This window comes from Psychroflexus aurantiacus (assembly GCF_010820555.1).
Taxonomy (GTDB): Bacteria; Bacteroidota; Bacteroidia; order Flavobacteriales; family Flavobacteriaceae; genus Psychroflexus; species Psychroflexus aurantiacus.
Genome location: NZ_JAAIKD010000002.1, coordinates 428,113 through 441,231 on the forward strand (window position 1 = coordinate 428,113; position 13,119 = coordinate 441,231).

At 32.2% G+C, this 13,119-nt stretch carries 11 protein-coding genes; 1 reads left to right on the forward strand and 10 read right to left on the reverse strand.

Features of this window, described 5'->3' with window-relative positions:
- Positions 1 to 342 precede the first annotated feature (342 nt).
- The 10 genes from G3567_RS04685 to G3567_RS04730 form a co-directional block, all read right to left on the reverse strand.
- A complete protein-coding gene (locus G3567_RS04685) occupies positions 343 to 1,725 on the reverse strand; it encodes an alpha/beta hydrolase family protein (protein ID WP_164004157.1) in 1,383 nt (460 codons plus the stop codon).
- A gap of 95 nt (positions 1,726 to 1,820) precedes the next feature.
- Positions 1,821 to 2,288, reverse strand: coding sequence for a helix-turn-helix transcriptional regulator (locus tag G3567_RS04690; RefSeq protein ID WP_164004158.1), 468 nt, complete (start codon positions 2,286 to 2,288; stop codon positions 1,821 to 1,823).
- A 341-nt stretch (positions 2,289 to 2,629) separates the two neighbouring features.
- On the reverse strand, positions 2,630 to 3,166 hold the full coding sequence (locus G3567_RS04695) for a hypothetical protein (RefSeq protein ID WP_164004159.1): 537 nt from the start codon (positions 3,164 to 3,166) through the stop codon (positions 2,630 to 2,632).
- Position 3,167: 1 nt separating this feature from the next.
- The gene (locus tag G3567_RS04700; protein WP_164004160.1) at positions 3,168 to 4,406 is read right to left on the reverse strand and encodes a hypothetical protein; all 1,239 of its coding nucleotides are present in this window, start codon (positions 4,404 to 4,406) and stop codon (positions 3,168 to 3,170) included.
- A 130-nt stretch (positions 4,407 to 4,536) separates the two neighbouring features.
- The gene (locus tag G3567_RS04705) at positions 4,537 to 5,223 is read right to left on the reverse strand and encodes a GNAT family N-acetyltransferase (protein WP_164004161.1); all 687 of its coding nucleotides are present in this window, start codon (positions 5,221 to 5,223) and stop codon (positions 4,537 to 4,539) included.
- A gap of 90 nt (positions 5,224 to 5,313) precedes the next feature.
- The gene (locus G3567_RS04710; RefSeq protein WP_164004162.1) at positions 5,314 to 6,708 is read right to left on the reverse strand and encodes a GmrSD restriction endonuclease domain-containing protein; all 1,395 of its coding nucleotides are present in this window, start codon (positions 6,706 to 6,708) and stop codon (positions 5,314 to 5,316) included.
- A gap of 55 nt (positions 6,709 to 6,763) precedes the next feature.
- Positions 6,764 to 7,738: a hypothetical protein gene (locus G3567_RS04715; RefSeq protein ID WP_164004163.1), complete on the reverse strand. Its 975-nt coding sequence runs from the start codon at positions 7,736 to 7,738 to the stop codon at positions 6,764 to 6,766.
- Between the two features lie 49 nt (positions 7,739 to 7,787).
- Positions 7,788 to 8,327 (reverse strand): hypothetical protein, encoded by a 540-nt coding sequence (locus G3567_RS04720; RefSeq protein ID WP_164004164.1) that lies wholly within the window; start codon positions 8,325 to 8,327, stop codon positions 7,788 to 7,790.
- A gap of 2 nt (positions 8,328 to 8,329) precedes the next feature.
- Positions 8,330 to 11,302 (reverse strand): Eco57I restriction-modification methylase domain-containing protein, encoded by a 2,973-nt coding sequence (locus G3567_RS04725; RefSeq protein ID WP_164004165.1) that lies wholly within the window; start codon positions 11,300 to 11,302, stop codon positions 8,330 to 8,332.
- Between the two features lie 446 nt (positions 11,303 to 11,748).
- A complete protein-coding gene (locus tag G3567_RS04730) occupies positions 11,749 to 12,570 on the reverse strand; it encodes a hypothetical protein (RefSeq protein ID WP_164004166.1) in 822 nt (273 codons plus the stop codon).
- Positions 12,571 to 12,903: 333 nt separating this feature from the next.
- Here G3567_RS04730 and G3567_RS04735 point away from each other — a divergent pair, with 333 nt between their 5' ends.
- Positions 12,904 to 13,110 (forward strand): hypothetical protein, encoded by a 207-nt coding sequence (locus G3567_RS04735; RefSeq protein WP_164004167.1) that lies wholly within the window; start codon positions 12,904 to 12,906, stop codon positions 13,108 to 13,110.
- The last annotated feature ends 9 nt before the right edge of the window (positions 13,111 to 13,119 follow it).

The following is a 13,119-nucleotide window of genomic DNA, read 5'->3' on the forward strand; positions in this document are numbered from 1 at the left end:
CACGAAGCAGCAAATGTGCTTGAACGTGCGGTGGCTTTTACTTTTTTCAAATGGCATACAACTAGTTATATGTTCATAAAAATACATGTTTATTTCAATTTATAGCGGGATAACCACAATTTATAACCCCCATCTATATAATACCTTCTTCAATCGCTTGTTTGTGACGAGATCAGAACTATTGAGCCTCATCTCTAATAACTTACTTTCTAGACCTTTAAATTCATTCAAGCGATTAGTATGGATGTATGCAATGGTATAGTTCTTTTGCACGAACTAAAGAACGGAAGTAAGTTCCGTATATGTGAGTAACACTTAAAATGAAGAAAGTATCGTTTGGTTTCAGTTATCGTTTAGATTTTTATTAAAAAAATTTATTATCATGTTTGTTGTTTCTTTATAAGCAACCAATGGGTTGATTTCACCTGCTTCGTTCACGTATGAAAAATTTATCATTAAGGGGATATCCATAAAATTAGAATGTCCACTATTTTTTACTACATGTTTTTGAAAGGTAGAACTAGACAGGTTGCGATACGAAAATTTATTAATGTCCATATGACTTTCAGGCCACTCGGAAGAAATTAATAAAAAAGGTTTGCTGAAACTTTTGTCAATCATATTTCCCCATTGAGCGCCATCTAAATTAATTCCTGCATCAATTCTTTTATCATCTAATACAGCTTGTCCTACCGCAGAACCTCCTTGGGAATGACCAAAAACCCCAATTTTATCCATATCCAGATGGTTTGTAAAAAATGAGTTTTTATTCCATATATCTAGCTTGTCAATAAGGGTTGAGATATCAGCACTCCATCTTCTGGTAATATCTGCTGCAACATAGTTTTTAATTAAATCTTCTACTGCTTTAAGTTTTTTTAAATCAGTAGTTGCTTTGTTGTAGTTTTCTAATGAATTCCAAGCCATCTCTGCCATTTTTGAACCATTCGTTTTTCTATCAAATTCTGAATTATAATATTTAATATCCCCATCAGGAAATAGGGAACCACTACTTTCATAAGTATGATTAATATTAATGACGACAAAACCATGACTTACAATTTCTTCCATCAATGAATAATATCCATAAGCCTCTGAATGCAATCCATGAGAAAAAATCAATACTGGAAATTTACCATTTGCTAAATCTGGTTCCATATACGTGTTAGTGTGTATATAATCTAAATGGTCTAAAGTAAATTTTGGAAGCTTATATTTGCTAGCAAAACCAAGTCTATTTCCTTTATCTAAATAAGATTCTTTTTTTTCTTTTTTTATATCGGCAGGATACCAAATCTTGACCATAAATTCTCTTACGTCTTTAGTATTTTGGGTGATAATTTCAGGTCTATCTGTGGTTACTTTTACATATCTAGAACCAATCTTATAATCCCCAGTTGGAGTAGGTAATTCGAACACAGGAAAAATGATTGGCAGTCCCCATGCTATAACCAATAGTATTGACAATGACATTAATTTGAGTGTATATGACATCCAACTGCCCTTCAAAAATTTTATTTCTTTATAATAGAAAATAATTGAAAGCAGAATGATTATGAGTCCTGGTATTAATTGCCATCGAAACCCTTCAAAAAAAAGGTTATAAAGTAATACTAAGATGATGATGGATGTGATTGCGAGTTTATGTTTTCGAAACACCGCTGTTGTTAAAAAGAAAGGAAATAAAGTAGCAATAGTCAATAAAAGTATCTCAAATGTTCTCATGTCTAGTTATTTTAGCCAAACATAAGAAAGAGGTTGTTTAAAGAAGATGATAGTTCTATAGACAAATGATAGACAGAATCATAAAAACCTGTTATCTAGATATTTGCAATAAATAAATCAAGGTCCTCTTTGGTATCAAGTGTGATTTTCTTACGAATCCTATATCGAGCTTTATTTACACTTGCAGGTGTAACATTCATAATTCTACTTATTTCTTTTGCTGTCAATTTCATTCTTATCAATGAACATATTTTTACCTCGTGAGGTGTTATATTAGGAACTTTTTTAGAAAGTGAGTCATTAAAATCAGGATAGACTTTTTCAAAATCAGAATAAAAGGAAATTACTTTTAGAGTGTTTAAATCTGACTTTAATATGTCTTGTAATGACTTACTCAAATCAGTTTCTAAAACTTGATTTCGTAATTCTAAATTAGAAATCTCACGTTCAATAGCTCTTTTTTCCAGTTGCTCATATTGATTCTTTTTTCTGATATATCTAAACTCAATACGGTTCATTTGTCTTTTTCTTATCAAATAAGGAAAAACAATATAACCTATCATAAAAAGGGACATTCCACTTATGAATAAAATACTGAAAATAAACCATGAATCTATGTCGACTCTAAATCCCATTTAACTTTAAATTGTCTCTTTCTGTAAAAGGTTCTCTATTTTTCATCTAATTTTTATTATCGGAATTTTATTTTTTGCAGTTATAATTTTGTGAGGTGTGATTATGAGAGATAATTTTAGTTAAATCGAATATTACAATCATAAGTTTCATTATCGAACCGCCGTATACGAGACCCGAACATACGGTGTTGTGAGACCTGCCCGTCCGTCCAAGCAGGGCGCACTCCGTCAATTACTGGTGGAGCCGTCTACTCGATTGTTTTAATACTTTACTTTTCGTTCATTCGGTTGAAAAACGGATTACTTGAATCGTCATTAATTTGATGGCCATAATCGTATTTTTCATTTAACTCATAAAGTTTCAAATACAAATCAACAAAATCTTGTGATGTTAACACCCAATCCGAAATAAGTTTAGCCATCTCGTTCATATCCTCTGCATAAGTCATTCTGGAATCACTACCTCTTGTTCCGTCTGGTTTTAAAGCTACTCCACGGTTTAAGAAAATTAATTTTTCTTCGTGGATTATCTTTCTTTGTTCAGCATATTCTTTTCCTTTTGGCAGATACTTTTTTAATAGGTTTTGAATACCGTTATAAAAAAGAGAATGCTTTTCCTCTGGATTATCAAATTTCTGGTCAATCAACTCCTTTAACTCGTCAATTTCTTTTAATCCTCCATCTTCAATATTAATGGTCAATTGCTTTCCTTGAGTTTCTTTTGCTTTTTGAAGAATTTCTAATTTCTCAATATTTTTTAGTTTCTCAAGCTCTATATCTTTGGCTGTTTTTTTCTTATTTTCCATATTATTCTATTATTTTATTTAATTCAAATATTTCTTTTATGATTTTTGCTTTTTGAGGTATTGAGTCTTTTTCCCAAACCAATGGCGATAATCGTTTGATTGTTTCATCAATATCTGGAAAGTATTGACCAAAGGCTTTCCAATAGTTTTTATTTTGATTAAAATACATTTCGATTTGAAAAGCAAAATACACCAAGCATTTATGAATATTATTCTTTTTGGCAATTTGACTAACCATTAAATCGTTGTTTATATGAGGTTTTATAAACCTTAAAAGATTTGAATCAAAGAAAAAGTCTTGTGCAAATTCATCAGCATTTTTTTCGTTTATAAGTAATAAATCTGGTTCTCCTGTTAGATGATAACCTTGGGATAAAATACTTTCAAAATCGAATAGTACGTGATATAATTCGTGTAATAATGCGTGCCAAATAGAGCCAAAATTTTTATTTAAATCTGTAAGTACAATACAAGGTTTTCTGTTTACTGCGAATGTTGCACCTCTGAATTGAGATGTTGTAAGTTGCTTTTGAAAACAAACTGTAACACCTATACTATACAAAGCCTGACAAACAGTTAAAAGACCTTTCTCAACATCTTGTGTATATGGTTTTATTTTAGGTATAAGTTCCTTTAAGCTATCTCTATCGTAATAATTCGGATTGGCTATTCTTTCAAAAATCATATATGCAGAAGAAACCGAAAAATATCTCATTTTATCCGCAAAATTCCTTTTTGTAGAACTGTAAAGAATCATATCGAGTTTTAGAGTGTAATCCTCATACTCTTGTATTGATTTGAAGCCAAAGAAATCTAATAGGTTTTGCTTAATTTCAGAAGAATCCGATTTGGAATTTATTAATCCAGCTCTATTTAATCTATCAATGTCAAAATTTCTTTCGATGAATTGATAATCGTTTGAAGTTTCGAGTTTTTTTATTTTATCACTTTGTTGATTAGCAATAAGAAATACAATTAATTCTTTTAAGGGAATGTCTAAAAAGTCCGATAATTTTAAAACATTAAATAGGTTAGGATGTTTGATTGAACCATCTAAAATTGGATTAACTGAATTTTTATCAAGACCAATAAGATTAAATGCTTGATTTTCGCTTATGTTTAATTCGGCTAATTTTTCCTCAAAAATATCACGTGGATTTATTGTGTCTTTTTTTTTAAAGGATTCCTTAAGTAGATTAGAAATTGAAAACTCATTCATTAGTTGGGAAAATTTTCCCAAATATAATGCTTATTATTAAATGATTGCATTTATTTTAGGAAAATTTTCCTATTATTATCGCAGCTACTTATGTGTAAATAAAAATACACGTTTATATCAATTATCCAGTGAACAAATACAATTTATAATGTCAGTCTTCATTGTTTTCCCACTCAATATCCTCTATTTTCCACGTGTAATCACTTACTTTGCTTGCTATCTTTTTTAAACCTTTATCATCGTCAACAGTCATTAGAAGTTCATCACTAATTTTACTTAATAATCTGTAGGCATATAAAGCTCTTTTTCTTAAGACTTTAAATCTTTCAGGGTCCACTTTAGAGTTGACTTCAAAAATGCTTTCATTATCCCAATTATAATCTGATTCTTGAAGTTCAAATTCCGTTTCTTCAGTGTTTATTGACTTAAAACCTAAACCTAATGCTACATTTTTAGAGTTTTGATAATTCGTTTCCCCAATGTCTTTTTTGTTTATTGTAACTCTTTGCGTATCCCTTCCTTCAATAAAAAGGTAGGGGAGAACAGTTTCTTTTAAAGCTTTGCTCAAGTAACCTTGCTTTCTAAATTTCGGAATAATATACCAGTGCAAATCTCTAATCATGTCAAGTATAGCTCCTACATATTCATTTGATTGATTTTTGATAAAGAAAAAACTGTATGAACCAGTATACATAGCGATCTGGTCAGACTCTGTTGTCTGCTCTTCCCAAACCTTTGCAATATCAACATTTTCACTTATCTGACGTGTGAAAATGGATTCGGTTGATTCTTCTTTATTCAATTGATCTATAAATCCTTTAATTGTATCATCGGTCATAAATTATTTTTTTATATCGGTATATCAAAGGTTCTAGGCTTGGTAGCTTGGTTTAGAAAACTTTTATTTCTTTGATTAATTTGGTACTCATTACATTTTTGCTCCTTTAGATTGATTATGGTGTGAGCAAAGTAACTCTCCATTATCAATAGCAGTTTTACCTCCTTTAGAGTGTGGTATGACATGGTCTGCTTGGTACTTAGACCAACTAACAATTGCTTCTTTTTCTGGTTTACCTTCACGCAAACATTCTTGACATAAACCTTTCCCTTTACGATAAATAATGATTCTTTGTAATTCTGAAAAAGCCCTTTTATTATCTTTTTCTTTTAAAGAAAAATTATTATCACGTAAATACTCGAAAAATATTTGACGCATTATTCTATCTCTTACCTCTAAATCATTTTCTCCTTGCTGTCTTCTATTACTAAACGTCAGCATATCTGTATCGTCGGATTCATCATAGTTTTTCCAGCGTGCATAGAAATAATAGATGAACTCTCTCACTATTTTTTGAGTATCATCATCTAAGATGTAATGTATTCTCAAATGACGAATTAACATATATACAGAAACTATAAAATATTCAGTAGATAATTCTTTGATACCATTGTTCTCGTCTATAATAGTGTCGTCTTTGAAAATATCATAAAATATTTTAAGGTTTTTTCTTACACCTTCCGCATCGGAGTTGTTTTCATAACTATAATCTCCAATACCATCTGATACTTTAGTATCTTCTATAAAATCGGTTATTTTTTTCTCACCTAAGTCAGCATAACCTTCATTTTTTTCAATCAATAAAAATCTCGCCATAAACTGTAAATGCTTCATTCTTTCATTATTTACATCTAATAGTTTAAAAAAGGGCATCTTATCAGGGTTGGTATCTATTGGCTCGTAGTTGTTATAATCGAAAGTTAAATCATCAGCATATTTTACTACAAAGTTTCTACCTAAACTAGATAACTGCGCATGAGCTACTTCCATATAATTTAATGTTTCACCTTGCTGTAAACGCCAGAATATTTCTGTTGCTATTATTTGGTGATCTACATTCTGAGGTTTGTCAATATTTTTAATCACATCAGCTTGATATTTAAGTGATTTGTCAATAAACTTTCGAACATCTGTTTCTAAATCTTTATAATATTTCCCAGATAAGCCTTCACTTAGATCCTCTAAAGTCTTTGGTAACTTATATTTATTATCAAAAAAATCTTGTACTGTTGTGATTCTTTGTTGACCATCAACTATTTCGTTTACTGTTCTATCGTCGCTTAATCTTACTTCTCTTATGACTAATTTTGGTATGTAGTATCTACGAAATAAACTATCCATCAAAGCTTGTTTCTTTTTTCTTGACCAAACAGCTTTTCTTTGATATGGTGGTCTTGTTATGAAGTCTTCCTTGTATTTATAGAAATCTTCGATGTTAAACTCTTTTGGTACAATTGTATATTCTGTTTTAGGGTTAAATGCCATAATTACTGGGTTGTATTTTAATTTGATTCTTAATTTATGTGTCTTATGATTTCTATCACTGCAACTCTTTTATGCTAACGAGTTTCAGATCTTGATCCCAAATCGTAAGGACTTTTAAGTCAAAGTTCTTGAGTTGATTATTATTTTTAGGTTTGACTTTATAATTAAGAGAATATGTTGCGTAAAATCTACCGTCTGGTTTCTCTGTTATGCTAAAACTATCCCAGTCTAAGGAAGATTCTGCATAAGGATATTCGGATCTATAGTTTTCTATATTTTCTAAAACTTCTACCGTTGTTGGATTTTTAATGCCATACCAATAGGTCATTTCTGGAGAAATATAGTTTGCTAATTCTTTAGTATTATTAGCATCACTTAACTGGTAGTATGTTTCTATGCGTTCTTTAAGATTAGAAGTTTGATCAGTTCCAGTAGCTATGACGAAATAGATACTCGCCATTAGAATTAAGACTCCTGAGGCGACCCAGTAGGCTTTTTTATTTGGTATCGAGACCTTTTTACTTGTAATATTGGTCTCTGTCTTTGGTTCTAGTTTTAGCTTTTCTGAGTAGGTGTCAAGAAGTGTGCTTTTTACGGCCTGCTTTGGTATATTGTATTGAAGAGCTGTTGTTGCAGTTACTTTTTTTTCATGGTTAATAGCATAAGGAATGAAGCTGACATATTCTGGATTGTTTGCCTTATCACCATAACCTAGTGCTACAAATATCGGGACTTTACCTGTATGGATTGTTTGAAAACTCTTTACTTGTGTATCACTTAGTATATCATATTCGTTTTTATAGGCTTTACTTCTATACTTAGCCTCAACATGAAACTCTCTTCCAGTTAGTCTACTCCTAAACCTAAAATCTGGCTTTTTGGAGTCATAGACATAGCGATCACTATTTTGATTATAATCATTGGTTTTATGCATTAACTCGTAATGCTGGGCTGGAAAGAGAACATTCTCTACAAAATCTTCAAAAGCTTGACCTTTATCAAATGAATTTTTACTCTGGTTATGGTTCATTTAAATTTTGCTTTTAGTTAAAAGATGAGGATAGAATAGTCAACATTGACTAAAATTCTTCTCTCATAATTCTTTTTTGCTTTTCTATAAATCTAGATAATAAAATTTTGTCTTTTTGTCCTAAATTTCCAGTACTTGAAAAGCCACCTAATTCCATTTTTTTAGTTTTTTCTTCATGCTTGGGATAAGGAAAACGACCAGCCCAAACCATAAAATCACTGTAATTTTCTAAAAGTTTTTCTTCATCTTGGGTTAAGTTTATTTTGTAATGTTCAATGAGCTTTAACATATCATGTCCATTAGTTTTACCCTTCCAACTTTTTAAAAAATCATTGAAGTCTTTAATAATATCTGTTTTAATTTTCTCTTTTTCTATGTATAAACCTCTAGCTTTTAATATTAACTCTAATGACAATGCATATAATAGTTTAGTTGTTCTAAAAAATGCAACTGGCTTTTCTCTGACTTCCATGTATGGTTTCTTATTTATTTCTAAGAAATTTGACATCATTTCATCACCAGATAATTTGTGCAAATCTGCATGCATGATATAAGTACGATAATCTAGCGAATCTCTTACCTTTTCCATATCTAATTATTTTCCACAATCTCAATCTCTTCCTCACTCAACCCATACAATTCATAAACCATCTGATCGATTTTCTTATCAGTTTGGTGGATTTGAGTTGTTAGACTTGTTGCTTTTTGCTGTTCTGAAAGGAAATACTCTTCCCATTCAGCTTCCTGGGAGAGGCTGAGTTTAATCTTTTTCTTTTTAAGCTCTTTGATAAAGTTGGCATAGCTTAACTCATACCAATCATGAAGCTTATTAGATAGTTTTTCTAGTTCTTCTGGAAATTGACGTTGTAAGCTTCTCTGGAGTTTTGATGATATTTCTTGTAATTCTTTATTTAAAGCTAACATTTGATTAGCTTTTTTATTAAATATTTCTTGAGTTTGTTTTGATGCCTCTTTAATTGGTATTTGCTTAAGCTGGTATGAATAAATATCTTTATTAAAGAACAGTTTTAAGAATAAATAATTAATCAATGAAGAGTTAATTAAAGATAAAATAAACTTCAAGTCAAAAAGTTCATTTTTTAAAACACCCATCCTTAACGTGTTTGTGCATAGATGTTTATTGTCATCATAAGCTGCTATTATTCTCCTTTTTAAAGATAGGTTTCTTATTCTCTGTATAAAAATCTTTTCATTAGTGTAATATTCTAAACTTTTAAAGACTGACTTATTATCTTCGAAAAAACAATAATTACTAATATTATTATCTATTGCGTATCTATCAATATTTTTTCCAAATATAATTTTGTAGGCATCATCTTTATTTTCATTAAAGATTTTTTCAGAATTACTACCAAACTCAATTCCTCTAGGCAGGTCTATGATTTCTTCTAATAAAATTGAGTTTTCTCTCATTTTTGAAATAATTTTAATGTCATCATTTGTGACGTTAATTCTCATTTCATAATTATCTTTTAAGAAGATGTTTTGATTAATAAATGAAAAGTCTAATTCATCAAATTTATCTCTGCTCTGAATTATCTTGATGTCATGTTTTTCGTTAGATTTTTTAAAACTCAAAATAGCTACATCTAAATTAGCATCCTCGAATACTGTCTCTCCTAGATTTATAATTTCTAAAACCTTTGATTTTTCAAGGATAAACTTTCTAAATTCTAAGAAATCTTTATTGCTAATAAATGTATTAGATGATATGAAAGAAAGTATTCCGTCATTTTTGATAAGGGAGTAACCTTTTTCAAAGAAAATGGTATATAAATCAAATTGACCTTTCGAAGTTTCGTAATTATGAGCAAGATATTTTTTAATCTCTGAGTCTAAAGCTTTAACACTTACATAGGGCGGATTACCAATCACCACATCAAAGCCACCTTTCGCAAACACCTGTGGAAATTCCTTTTCCCAATTAAAGGCTTTTTTGCCAGCCACTTCTGGATCATCTATTAAGGAGTTACCGCATTTTATATTGTTACTTAAATCGTTAAGTTTTCGGTTGGGTTGTGCTGTTCTCAACCATAGTGACAACTTGGCTATTTCAACAGATTCATTATTAATGTCAACGCCAAACAGGTTGTTTTCTAAAATGCTATTTTCTACGTTTGGAAACACTAAACCACCACCCATGAGTTTTGTTTCCAGTTCATCCAGAAATTGGTGTTCTGCAATCAAATAATTAAGAGCTTCATTAAGAAATGCCCCAGAGCCACAAGCTGGATCTACCACAGTAATTTGTAACAACCAGTCTCTGTAGGTATTCAGCTTTTTTAATAAATCCTTTTTGGTTTTAGTTTGTCGCTTGATGTTGTAATCCTCTTCAACAAGATTTGCTTGTGTTTTCTTCTCCTCACAAAGCTTACCTATTGTGTTTTCAACAATGTATTTAGTGATGTATTTTGGCGTGTAAAACACACCATCCTTTTTCCGTTTAGAGATTTTGACTTCAGAAGGATTCTCTTCAAGCTGAGTTTGAATTTCTTCAATCTCATTTAATGAATTTTCAAAAATATGACCAAGGATGTTGACATCAACTTCACTGTCAAAATCATATTCGGATAGTTTAAGCGTGTATTTGTAAAGTAAGTCATCCTCAATAGTAATTTTATCTAAAACCTCATCAGGTCTAAATAAACCACCGTTGTAGGGGTAAACATCATACTGTTTGCCTTTGTGTCCTGTGTTGAGATACCCAAAATACTTTTTGAACCGTTTATAAAGTGGTGAATAAGCATCCATCTCTTGAAGTTGCTTCCATTGCTTCAGTATAAGTCTAACAGAATTTGGAGGGAGTAAGTGTCTATCTTCAGCAAAGAATAAAAACAGAAAACGATCCAATAATTTCTGTGATTTTTTAAAAAGCAATAAAGGCTCATATTTAGGATTAAGCTCTACTAAATTGTTATACAATTCCCTTTTGAAAACGCTGTAGTCTCTATAAAGCTGTTTGGTAGTGATGTCCTCCTGATTATGAGAATCATTTTTAACTTTTTTGGGGATATCTCGCTTGATGTTTTCATAAGCCAGACAAAGATAAAGCAAGCTAAAGTCATCTTCAGTCAGTTTAAATAAATTGAAATTTTCATGCTCAATGGCATTATCGATATAGAATCTGATCTTTTCAAAATTGGAGGTAATCACATAGGTACAACTGGACTGGTTGTTTTTGTAGCCAAAGGCCTGAGCTTCAATTTTACTAAGATCTGTTGTGTTGGTACCTTTAAGTTCAATAACACCAACGACCTTATCTTTTACAATTATACCACCATCAGCTTTTTTAGAGTCTTTGACGTTTTTAAGTTCGGTGGTCAAGTTATAATCAGTTGCAGGATTGAGGGTATAGCCTAAAATCTTTACAAATAAATCTCTAAGAAAGCCTTCCTGGTATTGTTCTTCCTTTGCATTTCTAATATTCTCTTGAATACTTGGATCATGAAAGTGAGCCTGGTAGGCTTCCCACTTTTCTTTTAATAGGGTTTGATCTTGGGCATTGATGTATTTCTGTATAACAGTGCTTTGGAATAACGCCATCGGATAAAATAATTTCTAAATTGATTGGTGCCTCTAAAATAGTAAACTTATTGAGTAAATGGTGAATGGAATTTCATTTATTGATAAAATGATGCTGGATCAGATTTAGCCTATTTATTTAATTCATTTTGAAGAACCTTACAGCTAAAGAAAAACTTACAAAATATTAACTCCAGGAATATGAATAAATGAGTAAAAATTGTCTGATCGATGGCTTCAACTGTCAAAACCAGCGGCTATTGATGAGAGCCGTTGCTATAGCTGTTGCAATGCCGTTGCATTTTTGCAACAGTTAATCTGGATTTATTACAGATCCGTTGTTAAGTTGTTGCAATGCCGTTGCTAGTTTTGTATCATTTAACCCGGATGTGTTGTATACCTGTTGCATATTTTACAACCGAAAATTTCAAATTGTTCCAAAGCAGTTACATTTAAAGTTTTATATACTAAGAATTGCTTTTTATTATTTCTTTGTAAGTTTCTGCACGAATTTGTTCCTGTTCGGCCAGGAGGCTAAAGCTTTCTTTAGCCTGCTTGGTTTTACGGATTTCCCCCGGATAGGTCACTACCCCAATGAGGAGCAGGACGCTTCGGGTGAGGGGGAAGGTGAGCGTGATGATATCCAGGATGTTGGCGATGATCGCGCTGTTCACTTTCTTTTCCCCGCCCTTGGCGTATCTCGGCATCCAAATGAGGTGTAAGCCTACATAGCCGCCAAAGCTATCTGACTTAAGTGCCTTCGCCTGATGTTCGTAGTCCAGGGCACGTTCCCTGCAGGCTTTTGCGGAGATCTTCAGGACGTCCACAAAGACGTCTTTGGTGGTAAGGGTGATTTTTTCAAGCTGTTTGTACTCTTTGGCATCTTCCGCTTCGGTAAAGCTAATGACGTCTTCCACATCCCCGCATTTGTCTATAAACTGCTTCATCATCGCGAAAAGCTGCTGACTTTCGTTTACGTCTAAATAGCCATCGGCCACAAACGCCCTGGCTTCGTTTTTTATCACCACAAAGGCGCCGCCTAGTTTTGAAATTAAGGTAGAGGGCCTGTATCCGGTTTTAAAGCTGATCGCTTTATTAAATTCATCCTGGACCTCCTGAATGGGTCTTGCGTTTTGATGAGCAACGGCCGGCCTGGATGGAGTCTCGGCCGATGTATAGGATCGGGCGCGCCTGATGGGAATGGAATGCCTGTCTTTAAAGACCGTATTACTCACCACCCGGCCCATATCCCGGCCGACCTGATTGATTGCGCTTTGTAAAAATCCCATAGGTTTCGTTTAGATTGAGCTAGTGAAATCCGGGGATTTCAGCATAAAAGTCCCTTCGAATATAAGAACAACCTGTTAATTATGGACTTATGAAGTGAGAATATATAAGAAAAGAGCAAATGGCCAGCGGCTAACATCCAAAAGCCGGTATCCAGTATTCAGTTGCAAGATAAGAGCAAACGGCCATCGGCTAATAGCCAAAAGCCAAAAGTCAGGAGCCATGAAAAATTTCAAAAAGTATCACAAACCTATCCTAAGAAACTTAAAAAACCAGTTTAAGTTTAAGGGGATTCTCTTATATTAAGGGTAAGCAAATTTTAAAAACAATTGATCATGGAATTTAACGATAAGATTAAAAAAGAATTAGAAGGAAGAATTAAAGGACTGGAAGATCTCATTGCAGAAAAGGGGATAGGCTCGAAACAGCTCAGTAAAGCTAAAAAAGTACAGCGCGATGGAAATATAGCTTTATTTGTTGGGGGCTTAATCACAGCGGCAGGACTAGCGTTTTGGGCCATGAATCGAAACAGTGACGATTAATATCGGATA